Source organism: Vibrio sp. QJM3NY_21 (assembly GCF_057785975.1).
On sequence record NZ_CM173513.1, the window covers coordinates 2443258 to 2468589 of the forward strand.

Sequence of the window (25332 nt, forward strand, 5' to 3'; positions counted from 1 at the left end):
TTAACGTTTTTTTGACCAAGGTTAGTACGCAAGCAATGGTGCTTCGTCTATTCTTGAGATTAATTTTCATCCTTAACTGATTTCGATCAGAAAAATAAACAGGTAGTCATTAATGTCTAAGCTAGTTTTAGTTTTAAACTGTGGTAGTTCTTCTCTTAAATTTGCTGTTGTTGATGCAGAAACAGGTGCTGAGCACCTAACTGGTCTTGCTGAATGTCTTGGTCTTCCAGAAGCTCGTATGAAATGGAAACTTGACGGCAAGCATGAAGCACAACTAGGCGCGGGCGCAGCTCACGTAGAAGCACTATCTTTCATGGTAGAAACTATTCTTGCTTCTAAGCCTGAGCTTAAAGCTAACCTTGGCGCTATCGGTCACCGTATCGTACACGGTGGCGAGCAGTTCACTTCTTCTGCACTTATCACTGATGAAGTTCTTAAGGGTATTCAAGACGCTGCGACTTTCGCACCTCTTCATAACCCAGCTCACCTTATCGGTATCGAAGCGGCTCAACAGAACTTCCCTGGTCTACAAAACGTTGCTGTATTTGACACTGCGTTCCACCAAACAATGCCTTCTGAGTCTTACCTATACGCTCTACCGTACAACCTGTACAAAGAGCACGGCATCCGTCGTTACGGCATGCACGGTACTTCTCACCTATTCATCACACGTGAAGTTGCAGGCCTACTAAACAAGCCAGTTGAAGAAGTTAACATCATCAACTGTCACCTAGGTAACGGCGCATCTGTATGTGCTATCAAGAACGGTCAATCTGTAGATACTTCTATGGGTCTTACTCCTCTTGAAGGTCTAGTAATGGGTACTCGTTGTGGTGACCTTGATCCTGCGATCATCTTCCACCTGCACGACGCTCTTGGTTACTCTGTTGAAGAAATCAACAACATGCTAACTAAAGAATCTGGTCTTGCTGGTCTAACTGAAGTGACTTCTGACTGTCGTTTCGTTGAAGACAACTACGGTGAGAAAGAAGAAGCAACTCGTGCAATGGACGTGTTCTGTCACCGTCTAGCTAAGTACGTTGCTGGTTACACTGCAACTCTAGAAGGTCGTCTAGACGCAATCACTTTCACTGGCGGCATCGGCGAGAACTCTGGCCCAATCCGTGAAATGGTTCTTAACCGTCTAGGCATCTTCGGCATCGAAGTTGACAGCGAAGCTAACCTTAAAGCACGTTTCGGCGGCGAAGGTACTATCACTACAGCTAACAGCCGTATCCCTGCAATGGTTATCTCTACTAATGAAGAGCTAGTAATTGCTGAAGACACTGCGAAACTAGCAGGTCTTTAATTGATTTTCCTGACTAGCTTCACTCGAAGCTAGTCAGTTTTTCATATCAAGAAAATGGGGCTCAACTTCTATTCCTACCCCAATTTAAATATCGGTGGGAATAGCAGTTGAGCTTTTTTATTTCCAATAGTTAAAGGTGTCCGTCAATGTCCCGTACTATTATGCTTATCCCTACAAGCGCTGGTGTTGGTCTTACTAGTGTTAGCATGGGTGTTCTTCGCGCTATGGAGCGTAAGGGCGTAAGTGTTTCTTTCTACAAGCCAATCGCTCAACCTCGTAGCGGTGGTAACCAACCAGATTTAACGTCTACTATCATTAGCACAAACAGCGACATTAAGATTGGTGAGCCAATCGCAATGACTAAAGCTGAAGCTTTGATCGGTAGCGAAAAAATGGATGAACTTCTTGAGTCAGTTGTTGAGCAATACAACAAAATCAATAAAGACGCAGAAGTAACGCTTATCGAAGGCTTAGTTCCTACTCGTAAGCACCCATTTGCAAACCAAGTAAACGCGGAAATCGCGAAAACACTTGGTGCGGAGATCGTATTCGTTGCGACCCCTGGTACATACAACCCTATTCAGCTTAAAGAGCACATCGAAGTAGCATGTTCTAACTTCGGCGGCACTAAAAACAAGAACATCAAAGGCGTGATCATTAACAAGCTTAATGCTCCTGTTGATGAAGCTGGCCGTACTCGTCCTGATCTATCTGAAATCTTTGACGATGCAGATAGCGCTCAGCAAGCTAACGTTGAAGTAATGCAAATCTTCAACTCTAGCCCTATCCGTGTTCTTGGCTGTGTGCCATGGAGCATCGACTTAATCGCAACTCGTGCGGTTGATATGGCTAAACACCTTAACGCTGAAATCGTTAATGAAGGTGAAATCTCAACTCGTCGTATTAAGAGCATCACTTTCTGTGCACGCTCTCTACCTCACATGATTGAGCACTTCAAACCAGGTTCACTACTGGTTACTTCAGCAGACCGTCCTGACGTTATCGTTGCTGCAGCTCTTGCTGCTAAAAATGGTGTTGAAATTGGCGCAATCCTACTGACTGGCGGTTACGACATTCCAGAAAGCATTGCTAACCTTTGTGCTCCAGCATTCGCTTCAGGTCTACCGATCTTCAAGGCTCAAGGTAACACTTGGCAGACGTCTCTTAACCTACAGAGCTTCAACCTAGAAGTTCCTGCAGACGATAAAGAGCGTATCGAGTTCGTTAACGATCACGTTGCAAGCCACATTGATGGCCCTTGGATTGATTCTCTATCTGAAGGTACTCAAGGTATTCGTCGTCTAAGCCCACCAGCATTCCGTTACCAGTTAACTGAATTTGCTCGTAAAGCGGCTAAGCGTATCGTTCTTCCTGAAGGTGATGAGCCACGTACTGTTAAAGCAGCTTCTATCTGTGCGGAACGCGGTATCGCAACTTGTGTGCTTCTTGGTAACCCAGACGAAATTCGTCGCGTTGCTGCACAACAAGGTGTTGAGCTAGGCGCTGGCGTTGAGATCATCGATTCTGCATCAGTTCGCGAAAACTACGTAGCTCGTCTAGTAGAACTTCGTGGCGCTAAAGGTATGACTGAAGTTGTCGCTCGTGAGAAGCTAGACGATTCAGTATTCCTAGGTACTATGATGCTTGAAGCTGGTGAAGTTGACGGCCTAGTTTCTGGTGCTGTTCACACAACGGCGAACACAATCGTTCCTCCGTTCCAGATCATCAAGACAGCACCTGATGCTTCTATCGTATCTTCAATCTTCTTCATGCTTCTGCCTGATCAAGTTCTTGTATACGGCGACTGTGCGATCAACCCAGATCCAACAGCTGAACAGCTTGCTGAAATCGCTATCCAATCTGCAGATTCTGCTGCGGCATTCGGTATCGACCCACGCGTTGCTATGATCTCTTACTCTACTGGTGAATCTGGTAAAGGTGCAGACGTAGATAAAGTACGTGAAGCAACCAAACTTGCTCAAGCGAAACGTCCTGATCTAGTGATCGACGGTCCTCTTCAGTACGACGCAGCAATCATGGAAAACGTAGCCGCTTCTAAAGCGCCTAACTCTCCAGTTGCAGGTAAAGCGACAGTATTCGTATTCCCAGACCTAAATACAGGTAACACGACTTACAAAGCTGTACAGCGTTCAGCAGACCTAGTGTCTATCGGTCCAATGCTTCAAGGTATGCGCAAGCCAGTAAATGACTTGTCTCGTGGCGCTCTAGTAGACGATATCGTTTACACAGTAGCTCTAACGGCTATCCAAGCAGACCAAGCAGCTCAAGCTGAAGAAAAAGTGATTAACTAATTTTTCTTTTGTAGAACGCAAAAAACCCTAGATTCTTATCTAGGGTTTTTTTATGTCTAACGCTTAAGGTTATTTGATACTTTTAAGATTAATCTAGCCTCGCCCATGGGCTGACTCTAAATCTAATACTGGTCCTTTGGGCACAACTTGAGTCGGATTAATGCCAGTGTGGCTGTAGTAGTAGTGACGCTTAATATGGTAGAAATCAGTCGTCTCTTTAATACCCTCTACTTGGTACAACTCTTTTAAGTAACCCTGAATATGGACATAGTCTGAAATTCGCTGCTTGTTACACTTAAAGTGACCAACATACACTGCATCGAATCGAACCAGAGTGGTAAACAACCTCCAGTCTGCTTCTGTGATGTCATTACCCGCTAGATAACGATGTTCACTAAGATGTGCATCTACTTTGTCTAACGCCTCAAATAACGCGTCATACGCTTCTTCATAAGCTTCTTGTGTCGTTGCAAAGCCAGTACGATAAACGCCGTTGTTGATGTTCGGATAAATATAATCATTCCACTCATCAACCTTCTTTGCCAACTCCCATGGATAGTAATCATCCGTGTTGCCTGTTAATTCATTAAATTCTGAGTTGAACATGCGGATAATTTCAGAGGACTCGTTACTCACGATGGTATTGGTCTTTTTATCCCACAGTACAGGAACCGTTACTCGTCCTGAGTAATCAGGCTTGGCTTGAGTGTAAATTTGGTGCATACGAGTATGGCCGAATAAAGGTTCAGGTAACCCCATTTGCCACCCTTCACTCATCATGTCAGGGCAGACTACCGTCACGTCAATATGATCGGTTAGATCTTTAAGTTCACGGAAGATTAAAGTTCGGTGCGCCCAGGGGCAAGCCAATGATACGTATAAGTGATAACGACCGCTTTCTGGCTGAAATTGTGCACCGACTTTGTTCTCTATCCAGTGACGAAAGCCTGCATCTTCGCGAACAAACTTGCCACCGCTTTCTTTGGTGTCATACCAAACGTCATGCCAAACACCTTCAACTAACTTACCCATATCCAAACCTCTGTCATCCAAAATTTTATATACCAATCACAGTAAGTAAATGTTCAGAAATAGCGCAGAGAAAAGGCTTGAGAACAAGGCAGAATTTTTCTGTTAGTAGTTATTCTACAATCAAAAATTCTAACGCCGTTATCAAGCGTTTTAACAAGCTAGGATGAGCAGTTATTTACTACGATTGGTATTAGTATAAAAAAAGCAAACTTTTTCAAAACTAGAAGAAGTTGGCTTAGTTGTTCGAATTATTTGAAGAAGGTTATTCATGAGAAATTTGGGGCACAAAAAAAGCGCAACTCATAAAAAAGTTGCGCTTAAGCCTGTCACAGGCTGAACCGTATCAAACGGGTTCTAGACTTGTACGTGCAAGCAAGATACTGCGTGTACGTCATCGCCTTGAATAGTTGGCTTGGTTTGCGCGCAGGCCTCGGTTGCTTCAGGGCAACGAGTACGGAACACACAACCTGATGGTGGATTAATTGGTGATGGGAGATCACCCTCCAGCATCTGAATGGTTTTACTGCGCTCTAAGCGTGGGTCTGGAATCGGAACTGCAGACATCAATGCTTTGGTATATGGGTGTTTAGGATCTGAGAACAAGGCATCTGATTCACCTAGCTCAACAGCATTACCTAAGTACATCACCAATACACGGTCAGAAATGTGTTTCACAACCGACAAATCGTGCGCGATGAATACCAAAGACAAACCTAACTCTTTCTGTAGTTCCATAAGAAGGTTTACTACTTGAGCTTGGATAGATACATCCAGAGCAGAAACCGGCTCATCACAGATGATCATCTTAGGCTTCAAGATAAGTGCACGTGCGATACCGATACGTTGACACTGGCCACCAGAAAATTCATGTGGGTAACGGTTGATTACGTTGGGTAGTAGACCAACCTTTGTCATCATCTCTTTAACTCTGTCCTTCACTTCCTGTTTAGAAAGCTCTGGATAGAAAGTTTGTAGAGGCTCAGCAATGATGTCTCCAACTGACATACGCGGGTTAAGCGATGCTAGCGGGTCTTGGAAGATCATCTGAATCTCTTTACGAGTCTCACGACGCTTCACTTCCTGCATCTTAGTCAGGTCTTGACCTAACCACATAACCTCGCCTTCAGTTGCCTCAACTAAACCAATAATTGCGCGCGCAAATGTTGATTTACCACAGCCAGACTCACCTACTACACCCAGAGTCTCACCTTCATAAAGGTGAACATCCACACCATCAACCGCTTTAAGATTTGATGGTTTCGCCCAAGGCCAAGCAGACTTAGCCGCAATGCTAAAGTGAACCTTAAGGTTTTTAATATCTAATAGTAATTCTTTACTCATTTTGTCCAAGTCTCCCAATCAGAAAAACAAGCACGCTGGCGATCTTTCGCAAATGGCTGCAAAATCGGTGCTTCTTGCTTACAACGGTCCATTACACGGTGACAACGGTCTTGATAAGGACAACCGGTTGGTAGGCGAAGTAAGTTGGGCGGGTTACCTGGAATCGTCGGTAAAATTTCACCTTCGGTATCCAAACGAGGAATTGCTTTAAGCAGGCCTTCCGCATAAGGGTGGCTGGGCTCATAGAAGATTTCATCTACTGTACCGTATTCCATGGTACGGCCAGCGTACATCACTAGAACTTTGTCACAAGAACCGGCAACTACACCCAAGTCATGGGTGATCATGATGATTGCTGTATTGAACTCATCTTTAAGCTCGTTCAGCAATTCCATGATTTGCGCTTGAATGGTTACATCCAACGCCGTTGTTGGTTCATCAGCAATCAGTAGTTTTGGACGACATAGCAAAGCCATTGCAATCATCACACGTTGACGCATACCGCCAGAAAATTCGTGTGGATACATGGTAATACGTTTACGTGCCTCAGGGATTTTCACCGCTTCCAGCATACGTACTGATTCTTCGAACGCTTCCGCTTTGCCCATGCCTTTATGCAGCATAAGCACTTCCATCAACTGATCACATACTTTCATGTAAGGATTCAGTGACGTCATTGGATCTTGGAAGATCATCGCGATCTGTTCAGCGCGAACTTTGTTCAGTGCTTTCTCAGGTAAATTGAGAATCTCATTACCTTCAAACTTTGCACTACCTGAGATGATACCGTTCTTAGCCAGCAGTCCCATCAGTGCAAATACCGTTTGAGATTTACCCGAACCCGACTCACCAACAATACCCAGCGTTTCGCCTTGGTTGAGTGAGAAGTTCAGGTCGTTTACTGCGGTTACCGTACCATCTTGCGTGGTAAATTCGACGCGCAGATCTTTGACATCTAATAAGCTCATTATTGCTTCCTTAATCTTTTATAGCTTTTAATTGCTATTTCTTTATCTGTCTTTTGGATCAAGCGCGTCGCGCAGACCATCACCTACGTAGTTAAAGCAGAACAGCGTAACTACCATGAATGCCGCTGGGAATGCCAGTTGCCAAATAGCAACTTCCATTGTTTGCGAGCCTTCTTGTAACAGCGCGCCCCAACTTGTCATAGGCTCTTGAACACCAAGACCAAGGAAAGATAAGAATGATTCAGTAAGGATCATGCTTGGAATAAGTAGCGTTGAGTAAACCGCAACAATACCCAATACGTTCGGTACGATATGACGTGTAATGATCTTCCATTTACTGACACCACATACGTGAGCAGCCTCAATGAACTCTTTACTACGTAAACTCAACGTTTGCCCACGTACAATACGCGCCATATCGAGCCAAGCAATCGCACCGATAGCAACGAAGATAAGTACGATATTACGACCAAAGAATGTCACCAGTACGATCACGAGGAACATGAAAGGAACCGCGTATAAGATCTCAAGGATACGCATCATCACTCGGTCAGTACGACCGCCAATGAAACCTGAAGCCGCACCGTAAAGCGTACCTATCAGTACGGCTACGAATGCGCCCATCACACCAACCATAAGAGAAATACGGCCACCAATCATCGTACGAACATATAGGTCACGACCTAAACTGTCGGTACCAAACCAGTGATCAGCACTTGGGCCTACGTGCATTGCGTACCAGTCAGTATCATCGTAAGCATGCTGTGCCAACATAGGTAAGAAGATTACCGATAGCACCATAACAATTAGAATGAACAGACTGATCATTGCGGCTTTGTTGCGCATAAAACGAATACGCGCATCCTGCCACAAGCTACGACCTTCAATTTCCAAACTCTCAGAGAATTTTTCGATCGCTTCTAAGTTTTCTTTTTTCTTCAACATAACCATGCGTCCCTGCTAGTAGCGAATTTTCGGGTCAATAAGCGCTAGTAAAATATCAACGATTGCGTTGAACAAGATGAATAGGAAACCAATCAAAATGGTTACACCCATTACTAACGAATAATCACGGTTAAACGCGGCATTAACAAACAGCTTACCAATACCCGGTAGGCCGAAGATGGTTTCAACAACAACTGAACCTGTAATGATACCTACAAACGCAGGCCCCATGTATGAAACAACAGGTAGCATTGCTGGCTTAAGCGCATGTTTAAGAACGATATAACGGTAACTTAGACCTTTAGCTCGAGCTGTACGGATAAAGTTACTGTTTAGGGTTTCAATCATGCTACCGCGAGTGATACGAGCAAAGGTTGCTACGTATAAAAGAGACATCGCGATAACGGGTAGGACGATGTACATGTACGTACCACCGTGCCAACCACCTGCTGGAAATATATGCCAGTGTAGAGAGAATAGGTAGATAAGCGCTGGAGCCAACACGAAGGATGGCATCACCACCCCGAGCATGGCGGTCGACATTATGGTGTAGTCGATCCAGGTGTTGTGCTTCAAGGCGGCAATGGTTCCGACCGTTACCCCCATCAATAATGTGAAGATAAAGGCAACAAAACCTACCTTCGCAGATACTGGAAGCGCAACCGCGATCAGCTCATTTACTGTGTAATCTTGGTATTTAAAAGATGGACCAAAGTCACCCTGAAGGATGTTGGTCAAGTACGTGGTGTACTGTTCAAATACAGGTTTATCTAAGCCGTATTTAGCTTCGATGTTAGCCATAACTTCTGGCGGTAATGGACGTTCGCTTGAAAACGGGTTACCCGGAGCGAAACGCATGAGAAAGAAAGATATAGTGATCAACACCAACATGGTTGGAATCGCTTCAAATATCCTTTTCATAATGAATTTAAGCATAAACTCACTCTTTCAGTCTGTGACAATTAAAATTAGAAAGACGCTACATGCGCGCTCTGCGCATGTAGTGTCTGTATCGTTATAGTTATATTAACTTTTTAGAATCGAAGCTTATTATTGAGCTTTGATGTATAAGTCTTTCGAGAAGATCTTATCTTCCGCGTTGTTGATAGGGAAACCACCAACGTGCGGATTTAGTAGACGTGATTTCACGTATTGGTAGATAGGTGCGATAGGCATGTCTTTAGCCATTAACGCCTCAGCTTCTAGGTAAAGTGCTTCACGCTCTTCTGCTGATGTAGAGTTAAGTGCTTTATCAATGATTTGGTCGTACTCAGCACTATCGTAGTGAACACCACCGGTAGTGTTGTTACTCTTCATTAGCGTTAGGAATGACGACGCTTCGTTGTAGTCACCACACCAACCAGCACGTGCTACTTCGAAATCACCTGAATCTTTAGAAGATAGGTAAGTTTTCCACTCTTGGTTTTCAAGCGTTACTTTAAGACCTAGAGTTTTCTTCCACATAGAACCCAGCGCTACAGCAATCTTCTTATGGTTTTCAGAAGTGTTGTAAAGTAGGTTGAAGTTAAGTGGATTGTCTTTACCGTAACCCGCTTCTTCAAGAAGACGAGCAGCTTCTTCATTACGTTCTTTTTGAGACATCTTGCCGTAAGCAGGAAGTTCAGGGTTAAAGCCAGCTGTGATTTCAGGCGTTAGGAAGTAAGCTGGTTTTTGACCTTGTGCTAGGATTGCGTCACTTACGATATTACGGTCAATTGCGTAAGAGATAGCCTTACGTACACGAACATCATCAAATGGTGCTTTCTTAGTGTTAAAGATGTAGTAGTAAGTACATAGGTTACCCGCTACAGATACATCTTCCGCATACTCTTTCTTAAGGCGCTTGAAGTGCTCAGTTGGAAGTTCATTTGTAAAGTCGATTTCACCAGATAGGAAACGGTTCATTTCCGCAACTTGGTTTTCGATTGGTAGGAACGTTACTTTATTAAGAACCGTCTTATCGTTATTCCAGTATTGGTCGTTACGCTTTAGAACTAAACGCTCGTTCACAACCCATTTATCAACAGAGAATGCACCGTTACCAACGAAGTGGTCAGGCTTAGTCCATTGGTCACCGAATTTTTCAACAGTCGCCTGATGTACTGGCTTCATTGTTGTGTGGCCCATCATCATTACGAAATATGGTACCGCTGTATCTAGTTCAACAACAAGCGTGTTTGCATCTACAGCTTTAACACCTAGCTCACTCTTGTCTTTCTTACCCGCTACTATGTCTTTCGCATTCACCATCTTGGTATATTCCATGTACCAAGCATATGGAGAAGCAGTGGCAGGATCGACTGCACGTTGCCAGCTGTAAACGAAATCTTCAGCTGTTACAGGATCGCCGTTAGACCATTTTGCATCTTTACGTAGGTGGAAAGTGAATGTTTTGTTGTCCGTCGTTTCCCAGCTTTCGGCTACACCTGGGATTGTATTACCTTCGCCATCTTGGTTCACTAGACCTTCTAGAAGATCACGAATTACGTGAGATTCTGGTACACCTTGAGATTTGTGTGGGTCGATAGTCGCAACTTCAGTACCGTTACCGCGAACAAGTTCCTGAACTTTTGCTAGTTCTGTGCCTGCTGGAACTTCAGCAGCGATAGAAAGAGTAGAAGTGGCAGCCACTGCCAAACCAGCACCTAGAAGAAGGGCCTGAGTGATTTTATTCTTGTACATTTAATAAACTCCAAGTTTTACGTATTGCATCCATGACTTCTTTGCTAAGTTCACTGAACGGCAGTGATTTAGATTTATTTAGCTCAAAATTTAAGCATAAAAATCTAAAACCTTACAAAGATTGAGGCACACACTATCAACCATTGAAGTAATTTGCCATAAACAAGTCGCAAAAAATCGGATAATTCTCCGAATTACTCAAGGTTACAGTGTAAATCTCTAATAAAAACCTAATGAATAGTTAATTACACATAGGAATTAATTAAAAAACAGCCTTTAGTGTTGATGTATCTGAATTGATACTTTTATTTAGCATCTTATGCTAGAACACTGTCGGCAAATTAACATTAATGCCACATGAAATCTAATTGCACATCACATATCCCCTAAATAGACTGCACTATTTGTGAGGATTATCACTTTATACAAAACAGCATAAAGCACTGCACCAAAACAGATTTGGAAATGCACCAAGACAGACTAAATCACGCGTTGAATTCATATGCAACTTGACTGATTAACCATTTATTAAAGAACCTTTTATTTATAAATCACTTTGTAGCACGCACAAAAAAACCGACGTCAAACGTCGGCTTTCTTACTATCTACGTCCCAATCTGAAATACGCTTTCACGTTAAGATCGAAACACGCTATGGAGTGGATTACTTCTTCCAACGCTCCGCTGCTTTCGCGTCGGAGTCTCGAGAGTCAACCCAACGAGTCGCCTCAGTAGTACGTTCTTTTTTCCAAAACGGCGCTTTGGTTTTCAGAAAGTCCATAACAAACTCACACGCTTCGAAGGCTGCGCCACGATGTGCACTGGATACACCAACGTAAACAATCTGGTCACCGATATCTAGGTCACCAACGCGGTGAATCACTCGCATCTTCTGGATAGGCCAGCGCGCTTCAGCTTGATCACAGATCTCACTCAGAGACTTCTCTGTCATACCCGGATAATGCTCTAGAGACAAACCTATCACATTATCACCAAGGTTCATGTCGCGAACTTTACCAACAAACGTCACAACCGCTCCCGCAGCCGTACCTTGAGATAGATAATCGTATTCGCCACCCACAGAAAAGTCTTCAGCAGTCACTAATACTCTTGGATCAATAACTCGAGAGTCATTCATGGTTAACCTCCAGTAACTGGTGGGAAGAAAGCCACTTCGTCGCCGTCTTTCACTTCAGTCGTCAAAGGTACGATTGATTGGTTGAGTGCTGCCAGCAGCTTGCCCTCTTCCAATGCGATATCCCATTTGCCTTCTTTTGTTACAAGGTGGCTGCGAATCGCTTCAATAGTATTGTATTGCGCATCGATCTCTAGGCTATCAACACCGACAAGTTCACGAGTTTGTGCAAAGAAAAGTACCGTAATCATGATTCCACCTTGAAGTGACCTGATTTACCACCCGTCTTCTCTAACAGGCGTACGTTCTCGATAACAATGTCTTTCTGAACAGCTTTACACATATCGTAAATAGTTAGCGCGGCAACAGAAGCGGCCGTTAGCGCTTCCATTTCTACGCCGGTCTTACCAGCAAGCTTACATACCGATTCGATTCGAACCTTGTTTTCAGACTCAATGGCTTCAAGTTGTACTTCTACTTTAGTCAGTAGCAAAGGGTGACACAGTGGAATCAAGTCCCACGTCTTCTTAGCTGCTTGAATACCAGCAATACGTGCCGTTGCGAAAACATCACCTTTATGGTGGCTGCCAGAAACAATCAGTTCTAGCGTCTCGGCTGACATTTGAACAAAAGCTTCTGCTCTCGCTTCACGTACTGTCTCTGCTTTAGCCGATACATCGACCATGTTTGCTTCGCCAGACGCGTTAATGTGTGTAAATTGGCTCATACTCAAACCACCTTATACAGAAAGATGTGGCATGAAGTTACAAGGACGGTGGCTAGCATCCATCTGTTGCTTGATGATCTTAGTCCAACCTGTGCGGCATGCACCTGTAGAACCAGGCATAGCAAAGATAACCGTATGGTTAGCAAAACCAGCAATCGCACGAGATTGAATCGTAGAAGTACCAATTTCTTCGTAAGACACTTGACGGAATAGCTCGCCAAAGCCTTCTACTTCTTTGTCGAAGAGTGGCTTAAGTGCTTCAGGTGTACTGTCACGAGATGTAAAGCCTGTACCGCCAGTGATCATGATAGCTTGTACGCTGTCATCAGCAATCCACTGAGATACGATAGCGCGGATCTTATACATGTCATCGATAACGATTTGCTTATCAACCACATTGTGGCCAGCTTCTTTAGCATGCTCCGCTAGGTAACCACCTGACGTATCGTTTTCTTCTGTACGAGTATCTGAAACGGTTAGTACTGCAATGTTTGCTGCTTGAAATTTGCTTTCTGCGTGACCCATTTGTTCACCTATTTAAAATTTTTCAATGATTAGACTTATTCGCCCAGCTTAAAGAAGCTGAGCGATAAAATGCTTTAGAGTATATAGCGAGTTAACCGCCGATTGACGCCAAGTTTGGAGTCATGCCGCTGTTGCCATCGTGTAAGAAATGGCTAACGGACTTGGTTTGAAGCTGAGCCTGAATTCGATCAATGAGCTCTTGCTCTTGTTGATCTTCTTGAATCAGATCTCTCAGTTCAACACCATGGTCGCCAAACAGACATAAGTGAAGTTTACCGGTCGCAGAAACACGCAGTCGGTTACAACTCTCACAAAAGTCTTTCTCGTAAGGCATGATCAAACCGATTTCACCCTTGTAGTCTGGGTGGACAAACACTTGCGCGGGGCCATCATTAACGGCTTTGACTTTTAACAGCCAACCATTAGCAATAAGCTGGTTACGGATCGCAACGCCAGACACATGGTGTTTATCGAACAACTCGTCCATCTCGCCGGTTTTCATCAGCTCGATAAAACGTAATTGAATAGGTTTGTCTTTGATCCAATTAAGGAAGGCTGGTAATTCCTGACTATTGAGGTCTTTCATTAATACGACGTTGACTTTGACTTGTTCAAAGCCAACCTCAAACGCTTTATCAATGCCTCGCATAACCTCTGTAAACTTATTTTCACCAGTGATCTGATGGAACATGCGCGAATCTAAGCTATCCACGCTCACGTTTATATGGGTTAAACCAGCATCACGCCATTGCCCTACTTGTTTCTCCATGCGGTAGCCATTCGTTGTCGTGGCTACTTTTTCGATGCCTGGAGTAGAAGCAACAGTATGTATGATTTCAGGAAAGTCTTTACGCAGGCTCGGCTCTCCGCCAGTAATGCGGATCTTAGAGGTACCACAATCTGCAAACGCTTTAACAATACGTTTGATCTCGGGAACACTTAAAAAAGACGAGTTTTTTTGCCCTGACGGTTTATAACCATCTGGCAAGCAGTAAGTACATTTAAAGTTACAGACGTCTGTAACCGACAAGCGCAAGTAATAAAACTTGCGATGGAATCTATCTTCGAATTGTTGCGCCACGGAACACCTTTCCAAACACGGGAGGCATAATCATTTCCAATTAAGCCCTTGTGACAACATGTCACTGGCTCTTGATGCGTATCGGTACAGCAAATACCACTGTGCGACTTAGCATGCGAGAGCTCGGAGTTATGGCAACTGCACGTTATATTCACACGCGCAGTAGCTGAGTAATAAAATACTTAATATTTGTACGTGAATCTAGCTCTGATGACAAAAAACGGGTCACATCGGCAAAAAAAACGTATCAAACCCTCAAAATAACTCTTGTTGAGTATCTGACGAGAAGCATTTAACATAAATTATAGTTGGTAATAATCTAACAAGAACAAAAAATGAATATTTACTCTTCAAAGAAAGTCGTAGCAATCGGTGGGGGCCATGGCTTAGGTCGCATGCTAGCTGCATTAAAAGACTTTGGTAACAACGCAACTGGCATTGTTGCAACGACAGATAATGGTGGTTCCACCGGAAGAATTCGAGACTGCCAAGGGGGTATTGCTTGGGGAGATACTCGTAACTGTATCAACCAATTAATCACAGAACCTTCGATCAGTTCGATGATGTTTGAATATCGCTTTCGCGGTCAAGGTGAACTCGATGGTCACAACTTAGGTAACCTAATGCTAACGGCGTTAGACAACCTTTCCGTTCGCCCGTTGGAAGCAATTAACCTAATTCGAAATATGCTCAAGGTCGATGTCAATATCGTCCCAATGACCGAGCACCCTTCTGATCTAACGGCTCTATCAATGGACGGTCGTTGGGTAACTGGCGAAACTAACGTTGACGACATGACAGAAAAGCTGCGCATGATGGACTTATCTCCAGAAGTACCGGCAACCAAAGAAGCTGTTGCTGCCGTTGAGCAAGCAGACTGCATTGTCCTTGGACCAGGAAGCTTTTTAACCAGTGTGATGCCCCCGCTGCTACTGCCAGAAATTGGCAAAGCAATCGCGGAAAATACCAAGGCAAAAGTTATCTTTGTTGAAAACCTTTCGCCAGAACACGGCCCTGCAGGAAAAATGACGCTTCAAGAACAATTGGAGTGGTGTGAACGTACCTGTAAGGCAAGAAAGATAGACATTGTACTAGGCAATGAACCACACCCTGAATTAGAAGGGCAATGGAATTGTGTGACCACTGATCTTGCATCTCCAAATCGAGATTGGCGACACGACCGTTTAAAACTCCAACAAGCGATTAGAGATCAGTTGGTTTAATTTGGCTGCCTGAATCTAATTTCCAGCCTCCAAACAATACAAAACAAAACAAAAAAGGAGCATCATGCTCCTTTTTTAGTCTCTTTAATAACTAGCCGCTTTAGAGATCCGTCATCAACTGCTGATATTCAGTGTACGTTGATAACAGAAGCTCTTGCATATCTTGGAAATCAATCTCGGTTACAGGCAATGCTTGCTTCACTTTTGCGTCTAAGCTAATCGCAAAACTACACAAAGAATCTGCGCCAAAACTCGCAGCGCTACTCTTAAGTGCATGGCTTATATCAGCCAAGTACTTAGATGTATCCGATGCTTTATTTATCTCTAGATGTTCGTAGTAGCCTTTCAACTCACCTAAGAAGATTTCCAGCAACACTGGTACATTCTCTTGCCCGATTTCACCGGCAAGTTCATCAACTTTTTGCTGATTTAATACTTTCGTCATTATGATTTTCTTATTGTTTGGTGATTACTGCTTCGCATTCCACGTTTGCAACTTACGGTATATCGTAGATGGACTGACATCTAAGAAACCGGCCGCGCGGGGAATGTTGCCGTCACACGCTTTTATGGCCTGTTCGATAGCCGTCTTCTCAGTGATCCACAATGGGAAAATATCTTTTACCGTGATGTCTTCGTTCTGCTTCTCTTTCAAGCGCAGGCTGTTTTCAATCGGTTGGTTCAATGGTGGTGGAAGCATGTTGAGAGTAATCTCTTTGCCGTTATTCAATACCACCACGTTCCGTAATACGTTTTGTAACTGACGAACGTTACCCGGCCACTCATATTGATTAAAGCGATCAAGCACTTCCTGAGCAAAACGCACAAACGCCTTACCTTCCTCAACCGACATGTAGCCTAGTAACGAGTACGCAATCTCGATGACATCTTCACCGCGCTCACGCAATGGCGGCAGGTGCAATGGAATCACGTATAAACGATAGTATAAATCTTCTCTAAAGCGACCTTCTTGTACTTCTTTCCAAGGGTCACGGTTGGTTGCACATACGAAACGAACATCGACACTCTTCATCTTCGAAGAACCAACTTTTTGAAAAGTACCGGTTTGGATAAAGCGCAGCAGCTTAGTTTGCAGCTCTAAGTCCATTTCGCACAATTCATCAAGGAATAGTGTTCCGCCATCAGCGAGTTCAGCAGCACCTTGACGATCAGTTGCAGCACCGGTAAAGGCGCCTTTAACGTGACCAAACAGCTCACTTTCAATCAGATCTTTAGGGATAGCCGCACAGTTAATCGCGATGAAAGGCTTGTCACCACGCTTGCTCGCCGCATGAATAGCTTCTGCACATACCTCTTTACCCGTACCACTCTCACCCGTGATGAAAATACTGGCTTTACTCGATGCTGCAGAGTCGATAGTTCGGTAAACCTGCTGCATGGTTTGGCTGCTACCAATGAAACCCTGATAGTTTTGGTTTCCCGGGTGTTCCGAGCTGTTTTTAAGTTTGGTGGCTTTGCGGATCGCGTTGTTCACCGTAATACGGAGTCGGTCGGCTTCACAAGGTTTGATAAGGAAATCTTGAGAACCATGACGCATAGCTTCTACGGCGGTATCGATAGAGCCGTGAGCCGTCATGAAGATAACCGGAACTTCAGGGTATTTTTGTTTTACAGCAAATAGCACGTCCATACCGGTCATGTCAGGCAGACGTAGATCTAATAAAATAAGGTCTGGGATTCGATGATTCAAACTCTCGATTGCATCGCGGCCAGTGCCGACAATGTTGATATCAATTTCGAGCGGTGTAAGATACGAGCGATATAAAGCTGCTACCGAAGCGGTATCCTCTACCATCAACAAATACTTCGATTTGTTATCTAGCGTTTTTGATTGCATATCCTAGCCATTTATAATTTGCATTTCTTATTATAGTCGCATTCCGCTTTGCATTATGCAAATTAGCCACAATATTTGTAGTGTGTTTTTTTACTTACTTCAAACAATCAATGTTTTATCTATCTGGCACGAACGATGCAACGATATAAATGACCTTCGGGTCACCTAGCCAACTGACGTTGTTAGTGGACCGAGTGTTCACAAACGTAAGCCAGTAGAACATTTACTACTGGCTGTTTTTTTGCCTGAAACACTCTCAATTCTTGTATTGAGAGGAACAATTCTTCGAATGCAAAGTGAGATTAGCTGTTGGTAATAAACTGCTTTCTTAGCTGCTCAATTTCATCACGCTTCTGTGCTGCCAATTCAAATTCTAGGTTCTGAGCATGCTGATACATCGCAGCTTCAAGCTTGCTGATCTCTTTATCAAGCTGTTGCGGTGTAAGTACAGCATAACTTTCAGAAGGCTCTGCAACCTTAGATAGAGGAACTTGCTTCGATTGGCGCTGCTGCTTCGACTTGGTTAGATCACCCAACTCCATAATATCTTTGATATTACGTTTAAGCGCTTGTGGCGTGATACCTTGCTCTTCGTTATAGGCTTGCTGTTTCTCACGACGACGATCGGTTTCATCAATCGCTTTTCTCATCGACTTGGTGATTGAATCACCATACAAAATTGCTCTACCTTCCAAGTTACGAGCTGCGCGACCAATGGTTTGAATCAGAGAACGTTCAGAACGTAAGAAACCCTCTTTATCAGCATCAAGAATCGCCACCAGCGATACTTCAGGCATATCCAAACCTTCTCGAAGTAAGTTAATACCCACTAACACGTCAAACTCGCCCAGTCGAAGATCTCGAATGATCTCTACACGCTCAACCGTATCGATATCTGAGTGCAAGTAACGAACCTTAACACCATGCTCACTAAGGTATTCGGTTAAGTCTTCTGCCATTCGTTTAGTCAACGTAGTGACCAATACGCGCTCTTCTTTCACTGAACGGATTCTGATTTCAGATAACAAGTCATCCACCTGAGTCGCGACAGGTCTTACTTCGATGATTGGGTCTAACAGACCAGTAGGACGCACCACTTGATCAGCAATCTCACCATCTGATTTATCAATCTCATAATTACCCGGCGTGGCCGACACAAAAATGGTTTGTGGAGAGATAGACTCAAACTCTTCAAACTTCATCGGTCGGTTATCCAACGCAGAAGGTAGCCTAAAGCCAAACTCCACTAAGGTTTCCTTACGAGAACGGTCACCTTTATACATAGCGCCGATTTGCGGCACAGTAACGTGCGATTCATCGATGATCAGAAGACCATCATTAGGTAAGTAATCAAATAACGTAGGAGGCGCCTCTCCTTCCGCACGGCCACTCAAATATCGTGAATAGTTTTCAATACCCGAACAGAAACCAAGCTCAGTCATCATCTCGATATCAAACTGAGTTCTCTGAGAGATACGCTGTTCTTCTAACAGTTTGTTGTTGTCTTTTAGGTATTGAGCTCTATCCCGTAGTTCATCCTTAATTTTCTCAATCGCTTCAATGATTTTCTCTCTTGGAGTGACATAGTGAGTTTTTGGATAAACAGTAAATCGAGGTAAGTCTCTTTGCTTAATCGCGCCGGTAAGTGGGTCAAAGATGCTAATGCAATCCACTTCATCATCGAACATTTCAATTCGAACCGCATCCTGGTCTGATTCAGCGGGAAAGATATCAATAACCTCACCACGAACACGGAACTGCCCACGCTCAAACGCGACATCGTTTCTCGAATATTGCAGTTCAGCCAAACGGCGTAGGATGTCTCGCTGATCCATCACCTCACCACGACTCAAATGAAGCATCATCTTCAAATAAGACTTAGGATCACCAAGACCGTAGATAGCCGATACAGACGCAACAATAATGGCATCTTTTCTTTCTAACAAAGCTTTGGTAGCTGAAAGTCTCATTTGCTCAATATGAGCATTTATCGACGCATCTTTCTCGATAAAGGTATCCGTGGTTGGAACGTAGGCTTCCGGTTGGTAATAATCGTAGTAAGAAACAAAGTACTCAACGGAGTTATTCGGAAAGAAAGATTTCATCTCGCCATAAAGTTGAGCTGCCAACGTTTTGTTAGGCGCTAACAAGATTGCAGGTCTTTGAGATTGAGAAATGACGTTGGCTAACGTAAAGGTTTTACCAGAGCCCGTAACCCCTAATAGAGTTTGATGTGCCAAACCGGAATCTAATCCATCTAATAATTTGGTTATCGCAGTCGGCTGATCTCCGGATGGGCTATAGTCCGATACCAAGTCAAAGAGTTTACTCATAGGTCGCCATTTCCATACTGTTTTTATAATCAGGTCATTGTCACTCTAGGAGCTATGTCGTTGCAACTATTATCTAGAGAAATGCTTCTTAAGATTAGATATCAATGATAGCTTTTACTTTTAGAAATTGGTATTATCCGTGCCCTTGCAAGATCTCTTCAGCTAAATCACTTAATTTTTCATCCACTACTTTTCCCCAAAAAATCTAAAAATAGCACTTGTTTTACTGTATGTTTTATAATCGTCAAAAGTTATACAATCGTGGTATTTTGATACAAATCTTTTAAATACATTACCTTACCTCAGATTTTTATATTCTCAGATTTATCCCAATTATTGTTGTTAAAGTTTCACACACACACTTATCCACAATTTTGGTGGATAACTAAAGAAAAGCTAAATCCGGTAAGGCGTCCAAGAAAGTAAAGTTTTTTATATTATTTTTTTCTGCTATTTTTTATTGACAGAAATTCGGACTATTATTAAAATCCGCGTCGCTAACAAGCAATTCCCCTTTAGTTCAGTTGGTAGAACGGCGGACTGTTAATCCGTATGTCGCAAGTTCAAGTCTTGCAAGGGGAGCCAAATTTAAAGAAGCCGCATCACTCGATGCGGCTTTTTGCGTTTTAGCGGTTTGGGAACGTATTCGACTCGCTGCTTTCCTTCTCTTTTTGATAGTTCTGAGCACAAAAAGCCACAAATATGACCCTATTCGTAGGAAGTAAATCGAGTTCAATTCAAGAATGATCTTATGAAAGATCCAGTTTGACTACTCCTATAAACTGTCTCACGAAGTAAAAATTGGCCGTCTATACTTACGGTAACTTTAATAATCAATCGATTACCTGATGTTTTTTTCACCAAGTGTCTAAATCCCTAGTGATCCTTGGTTGTTATTAGGTAAGCAAAGCAGGATAATATCGGGATCGGAATCTCAAGAATTAATCCATTATGACCGAATACCTTTTGTTGTTGGTTGGCACAGTGCTGGTCAATAACTTTGTACTAGTGAAGTTTTTAGGGCTATGTCCTTTCATGGGAGTCTCCAAGAAACTGGAGACTGCGATTGGCATGGGCCTCGCGACGACTTTCGTTCTGACGTTAGCGTCGGTATCTGCATACCTAGTAGAAACCTACATCCTTACCCCTCTGGGTATTGAATACCTGCGTACCATGAGCTTCATCTTGGTTATCGCGGTGGTTGTTCAATTTACGGAAATGGTCGTTCACAAAACCAGCCCAACTCTATATCGCCTGTTGGGTATCTTCCTGCCTCTTATCACCACCAACTGCGCGGTGTTAGGTGTGGCACTTTTGAACATCAATGAAAACCACAACTTCATTCAGTCGATCATCTATGGTTTCGGCGCTGCGGTTGGTTTCTCGCTTGTATTGATCCTATTTGCTGCGATGCGTGAGCGTATTGCGGTTGCTGATGTTCCTATGCCATTCAAAGGCGCATCGATTGCGATGATCACAGCAGGCCTAATGTCTCTGGCATTTATGGGCTTTACTGGGTTGGTGAAGTAAGAATGAGTACCATCTTAATTGCAATCATTGCACTCGCCGTTTTAGCCGCTGTTTTTGGCGCTATCTTAGGCTTTGCTTCTATTCGCTTTAAAGTAGAAGCCGATCCGATCGTTGATCAAATCGATACTATTTTACCGCAAACTCAATGTGGCCAGTGTGGTTACCCTGGTTGTCGCCCATACGCAGAGGCGATCGCTAACGGAGATAAGATCAACAAATGTCCTCCCGGCGGCCAAGCTACGATTGAGAAGCTTGCAGATTTAATGGGCGTAGAAGTTGAAGACTCCGCTCATGACTTAGACAACAAAGTAAAAACCGTTGCCTTCATTCATGAAGATATGTGTATTGGCTGTACCAAATGCATTCAAGCCTGCCCTGTCGACGCCATTGTTGGTGGCACCAAGGCACTTCACACAGTAATCAAAGATGAATGTACAGGTTGTGATCTATGTGTCGCACCGTGCCCTACTGACTGTATCGAAATGATTCCAGTGGCAACAACGACTGAAAATTGGAAATGGCAGATGAACATCATTCCTGTTACTGATATCACTAACCAAGCGACTGATGCGACCGCGTCAGAGCCTAAGGCATAGGGTTAGTATGATCTCTTTAATTGAACAAATTCGCACGGGCTCAATTTGGAACTTCCCGGGCGGTGTGCACCCTGCTGAAAACAAGAAACAGTCGAATACTACTGATATCGTGCATGCAAGGCTCCCAGAAGAAATCGTTCTTCCAGTGAAACAGCATATCGGTAAGCCTGGTAACTTGTTGGTTGCTGTCGGTGATGCCGTACTCAAAGGTCAACAACTGACGGCCTTAGAGACTGGTTTTACTTTGCCAGTACATGCACCAACATCGGGTGTGATTACCGCTATCGAACCACGAACCACCGCTCACCCTTCAGGCTTGAGCGACGTGTGCGTGGTTATTAAACCTGATGGCCTCGACGCTTGGGTTGCAAAACACCCGGTTGAAGATTTTTCTACAAAGACATCCGATGAACTGCTTGATGTAATTCGCCAAGCTGGTATCTCAGGCATGGGTGGCGCAGGCTTCCCCACCGCTAAAAAGCTTCAATCAGGCTTAGGTCGTACCGACATTTTAATCGTCAACGCTGCTGAGTGTGAACCTTACATCACCTCAGATGACAAGTTGCTGCAAGAGCATGCCGAAGAAGTATTAAAAGGCATCGAAGTGGTTGAACACATTCTTCAACCAAAGTTGACGGTTATCGGCATTGAAGACAACAAACCAGATGCGATAAAAGCTCTTGAGATTGCTGCGAAAGACAAAGACATCGTCATTCGTGTTATCCCAACTAAATACCCTTCTGGTGGTGAGAAACAACTTATCAAGATCCTCACCAACAAAGAGGTTCCAGCTGGCGGCATCCCTGCAGACATTGGTGTTTTGGTTCAGAACGTCGGTTCTCTTTATTCTATTAAGCGAGCGGTAATTGACGGCGAACCTGTGGTTAACCGCGTTGTGACCTTAACCGGTAAAACCTTTAAGCAACCTCGTAACGTTTGGGCGCTATTAGGCACACCAGTACATGAGTTACTTGAAGAGTTTGGCTACAAAGCCGATAAAAAATTGCCGCGTTTGATTTTGGGCGGCCCTATGATGGGCTTCACCTTGCCACATGCCAATGTGCCAATCACCAAAACGTCGAACTGTATTTTAGCGCCAACGCGTCGTGAGATCTCACCAAGCACTTACGAGATGGAATGTATTCGTTGCAGCGCGTGTGCTGAAGCTTGCCCCGCATCACTACTTCCTCAACAACTGCAATGGCATGCAAAAGCCAACGAGTTAGATAAGTGTGAAGAGCTAAATATTAAAGACTGTATTGAATGTGGTGCTTGTGCGTTTGTCTGCCCAAGTGAAATCCCTCTTGTTCAGTACTATCGCCAAGCAAAAGCAGAAATCAAAACAAGAAAAGACGAAGCGACGGCCGCAGAACGCGCCAAGATTCGTTTCGAAGAGAAAAACGCTCGTATGGAGCGTGACAAAGCTGAACGTGAAAATCGCTTCAAGAAAGCCGCTGATAACCGTCGTAAAGACATGAAATCAGCCGATGGTGATGATGCGATTGCAGCTGCGATTGCTCGCGTTAAAGCGCAGAAAACAGCAGCAGACCAAACACCTAATGCAGAACCAGCTGTGAAACCTGCGGTAGCCGCTGCGATTGCTAAAGCAAAAGCGAAACAAGCTGCGGCTCAGAAATCGGATGGTGCTAAACCAGACAACTCTGAAATGTCTAAACTGCGTGAAGAACGCAAACGACAAGCTCGAGAGCGCAAGGCACAACAAGCAGCAGCTGATACTCCTGCAGAAAGCTCAGGTGATGGCAAGAAAGATGCTGTTGCTGCAGCTATCGCTCGTGCTAAAGCAAAGAAAGCTCAACAAGCGGAATCAGCTTCTGAAGCTCCAGGTGAAAGTACTGGCGATGCTAAGAAAGACGCTGTCGCTGCAGCCATCGCTCGCGCTAAAGCAAAGAAAGCACAACAAGCCGAATCAGCTTCTGACGCTCCAAGTGAAAGTAGTGGCGACGCTAAGAAAGATGCTGTCGCTGCAGCCATCGCTCGCGCTAAAGCAAAGAAGGCTCAACAAGCAGAATCTGTGACTGATACTCCAGCTGAAAGTACTGGCGATGCTAAGAAAGATGCTGTCGCTGCTGCAATTGCTCGTGCTAAAGCGAAGAAGGCTCAGCAGGCGGAATCAGCGTCTGACGCTCCGGCTGAAAGTACTGGCGATGCTAAAAAAGACGCCGTCGCTGCGGCTATTGCTCGCGCTAAAGCAAAAAAAGCTCTACAAGCTCAACAAGCTAAGCAAGCAGAAACATCTGAACCAGTGGTTGAAGTTGAAATCGAGACTCAATCTGAGCAGGTCGACCCTAAGAAAGCCGCTGTTGCTGCGGCCATCGCTCGCGCTAAAGCGAAAAAAGCCCAGCAAACACAACAAGACGAAGCAGTTGAAGCGCCGGAACCTGTGCTTGAAGTGGAAGCCGAAACTCAACCTGAGTCAGTCGATCCTAAAAAAGCTGCCGTTGCCGCTGCAATAGCTCGCGCTAAAGCGAAGAAAGCACAGCAAGCTAAGCAGGTCGAAGCAGAAGCAACCGCTCCTGAAGCTGTAGTTGAAATTGAAGTGGAAGCTGAGATTCGATCAGAACCAGTCGATCCTAAAAAAGCAGCTGTTGCTGCCGCAATTGCTCGTGCTAAAGCAAGAAAGGCGCAGCAAGAGCAAGACAAAAAGAATAATGAGGAGAAAGAGTAGTGGCCTTCTTTATCGCCAGCTCACCGCACGCACACAATCGTAGAAGCACCCCAGATCTCATGAAATGGGTCGCTATTTGTGCATTGCCAGGTCTACTAGCTCAAACCTACTTCTTCGGATGGGGTACGCTCATCCAGTTAGTATTTGCTATTGCACTTGCCGTTACCTTTGAAGCAACCGTTATGTTGCTAAGAAAACGTCCGCCAGTGATGGCATTGCGTGATTACAGCGCTGTTGTGACCGCTTGGCTACTCAGTGTCGCGATTCCCCCACACTCTCCGTGGTGGATTCTAGTGATCGGTATGTTCTTCGCTATAATCATCGCAAAACACCTTTATGGCGGCCTTGGGCAAAACCCATTTAATCCCGCGATGGTGGCTTACGTTGTTTTGCTGATCTCATTCCCAGTTCAAATGACCAGTTGGAATGCGCCGACCAGCTTAACTGCTGAAGCAACGAGTTTTGTTGACTCATTATTGATGATCTTTACCGGTTTCAACAATGAAGGTTTATCTCTTCAACAAGCACGCCTTGGTATTGATGGTACCACCATGGCAACACCACTTGATGCCTTCAAAACCGCATTGACAGCAGGCAACACCGCTTCTGAAGCTCTGTCTCAACCACAATTCAGCTGGTTAGCTGGCGTGGGTTGGGAATGGGTAAACCTTGCTTATCTTGTTGGTGGCCTAGTGTTGATCAAACAACGTGTGATTCAATGGCATATTCCGGTAGCTTTCATCGGCAGCCTTGCGCTGTTTAGCCTGGTATTCTTAATCTTAACTCCAGGTGAAACCGCGTCTCCAACCATTCACCTATTGTCTGGCGCGACTATGCTTGGCGCATTCTTCATTGCAACCGACCCAGTTTCAGCCTCGACGACAGTGAAAGGTCGCTTGGTATTTGGTGCGCTGATCGGTGGTCTAGTATTTATCATCCGCAGCTGGGGTGGCTTCCCTGACGGCGTAGCGTTTGCTGTATTGTTAGCCAACATGTGTGTTCCACTGATTGACTACTACACCAAACCTCGTACATACGGCCACTAAGGGA

Annotated in this window: 21 protein-coding genes, 1 tRNA gene and 1 riboswitch; of the genes, 8 read left to right on the top strand and 14 right to left on the bottom strand. The window is 44.3% G+C overall.

From position 1 onward, the window contains the following. Nucleotides 1-112: 112 nt before the first annotated feature. Both AC3CID_RS10715 and pta read left to right on the top strand, forming a co-directional pair. Nucleotides 113-1309 (top strand): acetate kinase, encoded by a 1197-nt coding sequence (locus tag AC3CID_RS10715; RefSeq protein ID WP_004734016.1) that lies wholly within the window; start codon nucleotides 113-115, stop codon nucleotides 1307-1309. Nucleotides 1310-1455: 146 nt separating this feature from the next. Beyond that, nucleotides 1456-3621, top strand: a complete 2166-nt coding sequence (gene pta / locus AC3CID_RS10720; RefSeq protein ID WP_065204941.1) for a phosphate acetyltransferase — start codon at nucleotides 1456-1458, stop codon at nucleotides 3619-3621. A 93-nt stretch (nucleotides 3622-3714) separates the two neighbouring features. On the opposite strand, the gene AC3CID_RS10725 is transcribed toward pta, so the two are convergent. The 11 genes from AC3CID_RS10725 to moaA form a co-directional block, all read right to left on the bottom strand. After that, on the bottom strand, nucleotides 3715-4653 hold the full coding sequence (locus tag AC3CID_RS10725) for a glutathione S-transferase family protein (RefSeq protein ID WP_488526536.1): 939 nt from the start codon (nucleotides 4651-4653) through the stop codon (nucleotides 3715-3717). Nucleotides 4654-5007: 354 nt separating this feature from the next. Next, the gene (gene oppF / locus AC3CID_RS10730) at nucleotides 5008-5994 is read right to left on the bottom strand and encodes a murein tripeptide/oligopeptide ABC transporter ATP binding protein OppF (RefSeq protein WP_488526537.1); all 987 of its coding nucleotides are present in this window, start codon (nucleotides 5992-5994) and stop codon (nucleotides 5008-5010) included. Then, nucleotides 5991-6962: an ABC transporter ATP-binding protein gene (gene oppD / locus AC3CID_RS10735; RefSeq protein ID WP_017107310.1), complete on the bottom strand. Its 972-nt coding sequence runs from the start codon at nucleotides 6960-6962 to the stop codon at nucleotides 5991-5993. The genes oppF and oppD overlap by 4 nt, the downstream gene beginning before the upstream one ends. A 42-nt stretch (nucleotides 6963-7004) precedes the next feature. Then, nucleotides 7005-7907, bottom strand: a complete 903-nt coding sequence (gene oppC / locus AC3CID_RS10740) for an oligopeptide ABC transporter permease OppC (RefSeq protein WP_054547243.1) — start codon at nucleotides 7905-7907, stop codon at nucleotides 7005-7007. 15 nt (nucleotides 7908-7922) lie between these two features. Further along, nucleotides 7923-8843 carry an oligopeptide ABC transporter permease OppB gene (gene oppB, locus AC3CID_RS10745; RefSeq protein WP_004734022.1) on the bottom strand — a complete coding sequence of 307 codons (921 nt, stop codon included), beginning with the start codon at nucleotides 8841-8843 and terminating at the stop codon, nucleotides 7923-7925. A gap of 114 nt (nucleotides 8844-8957) precedes the next feature. After that, nucleotides 8958-10589 (bottom strand): ABC transporter substrate-binding protein, encoded by a 1632-nt coding sequence (locus AC3CID_RS10750; protein WP_065204943.1) that lies wholly within the window; start codon nucleotides 10587-10589, stop codon nucleotides 8958-8960. A 663-nt stretch (nucleotides 10590-11252) separates the two neighbouring features. After that, nucleotides 11253-11726, bottom strand: coding sequence for a molybdopterin synthase catalytic subunit MoaE (gene moaE, locus AC3CID_RS10755; RefSeq protein ID WP_488526538.1), 474 nt, complete (start codon nucleotides 11724-11726; stop codon nucleotides 11253-11255). Nucleotides 11727-11728: 2 nt separating this feature from the next. Next, on the bottom strand, nucleotides 11729-11974 hold the full coding sequence (gene moaD / locus AC3CID_RS10760; protein ID WP_017107315.1) for a molybdopterin synthase sulfur carrier subunit: 246 nt from the start codon (nucleotides 11972-11974) through the stop codon (nucleotides 11729-11731). Continuing rightward, complete coding sequence (gene moaC, locus AC3CID_RS10765; RefSeq protein ID WP_004734026.1) at nucleotides 11971-12450, bottom strand: cyclic pyranopterin monophosphate synthase MoaC; 480 nt, start codon at nucleotides 12448-12450, stop codon at nucleotides 11971-11973. The genes moaD and moaC overlap by 4 nt, the downstream gene beginning before the upstream one ends. 12 nt (nucleotides 12451-12462) lie before the next feature. Continuing rightward, a complete protein-coding gene (gene moaB / locus AC3CID_RS10770) occupies nucleotides 12463-12975 on the bottom strand; it encodes a molybdenum cofactor biosynthesis protein B (RefSeq protein WP_010437177.1) in 513 nt (170 codons plus the stop codon). A 91-nt stretch (nucleotides 12976-13066) separates the two neighbouring features. Beyond that, on the bottom strand, nucleotides 13067-14056 hold the full coding sequence (moaA, locus tag AC3CID_RS10775) for a GTP 3',8-cyclase MoaA (protein WP_026012219.1): 990 nt from the start codon (nucleotides 14054-14056) through the stop codon (nucleotides 13067-13069). Next, nucleotides 14045-14197: riboswitch (molybdenum cofactor riboswitch) on the bottom strand. It overlaps the preceding gene by 12 nt. A 194-nt stretch (nucleotides 14198-14391) precedes the next feature. Here moaA and AC3CID_RS10780 point away from each other — a divergent pair. After that, a complete protein-coding gene (locus AC3CID_RS10780; protein WP_054547238.1) occupies nucleotides 14392-15279 on the top strand; it encodes a YvcK family protein in 888 nt (295 codons plus the stop codon). A gap of 100 nt (nucleotides 15280-15379) precedes the next feature. On the opposite strand, the gene luxU is transcribed toward AC3CID_RS10780, so the two are convergent. The 3 genes from luxU to uvrB form a co-directional block, all read right to left on the bottom strand. Beyond that, the gene (gene luxU / locus AC3CID_RS10785; RefSeq protein ID WP_017063462.1) at nucleotides 15380-15724 is read right to left on the bottom strand and encodes a quorum-sensing phosphorelay protein LuxU; all 345 of its coding nucleotides are present in this window, start codon (nucleotides 15722-15724) and stop codon (nucleotides 15380-15382) included. A gap of 24 nt (nucleotides 15725-15748) precedes the next feature. After that, nucleotides 15749-17137 carry a quorum-sensing sigma-54 dependent transcriptional regulator LuxO gene (luxO, locus tag AC3CID_RS10790; protein ID WP_004734031.1) on the bottom strand — a complete coding sequence of 463 codons (1389 nt, stop codon included), beginning with the start codon at nucleotides 17135-17137 and terminating at the stop codon, nucleotides 15749-15751. 302 nt (nucleotides 17138-17439) lie between these two features. Then, on the bottom strand, nucleotides 17440-19470 hold the full coding sequence (gene uvrB / locus AC3CID_RS10795) for an excinuclease ABC subunit UvrB (protein ID WP_488526539.1): 2031 nt from the start codon (nucleotides 19468-19470) through the stop codon (nucleotides 17440-17442). A gap of 509 nt (nucleotides 19471-19979) precedes the next feature. Here uvrB and AC3CID_RS10800 point away from each other — a divergent pair. The 5 genes from AC3CID_RS10800 (at nucleotide 19980) to rsxD (ending at nucleotide 25328) form a co-directional block, all read left to right on the top strand. After that, nucleotides 19980-20055, top strand: a tRNA-Asn gene (locus AC3CID_RS10800). A gap of 366 nt (nucleotides 20056-20421) precedes the next feature. Next, entirely contained in the window at nucleotides 20422-21000 is a 579-nt protein-coding gene (gene rsxA / locus AC3CID_RS10805; RefSeq protein ID WP_004734039.1) for an electron transport complex subunit RsxA, read from the top strand. 2 nt (nucleotides 21001-21002) lie between these two features. Next, nucleotides 21003-21596: an electron transport complex subunit RsxB gene (gene rsxB / locus AC3CID_RS10810; RefSeq protein WP_004734040.1), complete on the top strand. Its 594-nt coding sequence runs from the start codon at nucleotides 21003-21005 to the stop codon at nucleotides 21594-21596. 7 nt (nucleotides 21597-21603) lie between these two features. Beyond that, nucleotides 21604-24282, top strand: coding sequence for an electron transport complex subunit RsxC (gene rsxC, locus AC3CID_RS10815; protein WP_488526540.1), 2679 nt, complete (start codon nucleotides 21604-21606; stop codon nucleotides 24280-24282). After that, nucleotides 24282-25328, top strand: a complete 1047-nt coding sequence (gene rsxD / locus AC3CID_RS10820; protein WP_488526541.1) for an electron transport complex subunit RsxD — start codon at nucleotides 24282-24284, stop codon at nucleotides 25326-25328. The genes rsxC and rsxD overlap by 1 nt, the downstream gene beginning before the upstream one ends. Nucleotides 25329-25332: the final 4 nt, after the last annotated feature.

What these genes read in the sequence shown, in the direction of transcription:
- AC3CID_RS10715 (WP_004734016.1), top strand. Translation starts at nt 113, where the DNA reads ATGTCTAAGCTAGTTTTAGTTTTAAACTGTGGTAGTTCTTCTCTTAAA.
- pta (WP_065204941.1), top strand. Translation starts at nt 1,456, where the DNA reads ATGTCCCGTACTATTATGCTTATCCCTACAAGCGCTGGTGTTGGTCTT.
- AC3CID_RS10725 (WP_488526536.1), bottom strand. Translation starts at nt 4,653, where the DNA reads ATGGGTAAGTTAGTTGAAGGTGTTTGGCATGACGTTTGGTATGACACC.
- oppF (WP_488526537.1), bottom strand. Translation starts at nt 5,994, where the DNA reads ATGAGTAAAGAATTACTATTAGATATTAAAAACCTTAAGGTTCACTTT.
- oppD (WP_017107310.1), bottom strand. Translation starts at nt 6,962, where the DNA reads ATGAGCTTATTAGATGTCAAAGATCTGCGCGTCGAATTTACCACGCAA.
- oppC (WP_054547243.1), bottom strand. Translation starts at nt 7,907, where the DNA reads ATGTTGAAGAAAAAAGAAAACTTAGAAGCGATCGAAAAATTCTCTGAG.
- oppB (WP_004734022.1), bottom strand. Translation starts at nt 8,843, where the DNA reads ATGCTTAAATTCATTATGAAAAGGATATTTGAAGCGATTCCAACCATG.
- AC3CID_RS10750 (WP_065204943.1), bottom strand. Translation starts at nt 10,589, where the DNA reads ATGTACAAGAATAAAATCACTCAGGCCCTTCTTCTAGGTGCTGGTTTG.
- moaE (WP_488526538.1), bottom strand. Translation starts at nt 11,726, where the DNA reads ATGAATGACTCTCGAGTTATTGATCCAAGAGTATTAGTGACTGCTGAA.
- moaD (WP_017107315.1), bottom strand. Translation starts at nt 11,974, where the DNA reads ATGATTACGGTACTTTTCTTTGCACAAACTCGTGAACTTGTCGGTGTT.
- moaC (WP_004734026.1), bottom strand. Translation starts at nt 12,450, where the DNA reads ATGAGCCAATTTACACACATTAACGCGTCTGGCGAAGCAAACATGGTC.
- moaB (WP_010437177.1), bottom strand. Translation starts at nt 12,975, where the DNA reads ATGGGTCACGCAGAAAGCAAATTTCAAGCAGCAAACATTGCAGTACTA.
- AC3CID_RS10780 (WP_054547238.1), top strand. Translation starts at nt 14,392, where the DNA reads ATGAATATTTACTCTTCAAAGAAAGTCGTAGCAATCGGTGGGGGCCAT.
- luxU (WP_017063462.1), bottom strand. Translation starts at nt 15,724, where the DNA reads ATGACGAAAGTATTAAATCAGCAAAAAGTTGATGAACTTGCCGGTGAA.
- luxO (WP_004734031.1), bottom strand. Translation starts at nt 17,137, where the DNA reads ATGCAATCAAAAACGCTAGATAACAAATCGAAGTATTTGTTGATGGTA.
- uvrB (WP_488526539.1), bottom strand. Translation starts at nt 19,470, where the DNA reads ATGAGTAAACTCTTTGACTTGGTATCGGACTATAGCCCATCCGGAGAT.
- rsxA (WP_004734039.1), top strand. Translation starts at nt 20,422, where the DNA reads ATGACCGAATACCTTTTGTTGTTGGTTGGCACAGTGCTGGTCAATAAC.
- rsxB (WP_004734040.1), top strand. Translation starts at nt 21,003, where the DNA reads ATGAGTACCATCTTAATTGCAATCATTGCACTCGCCGTTTTAGCCGCT.
- rsxC (WP_488526540.1), top strand. Translation starts at nt 21,604, where the DNA reads ATGATCTCTTTAATTGAACAAATTCGCACGGGCTCAATTTGGAACTTC.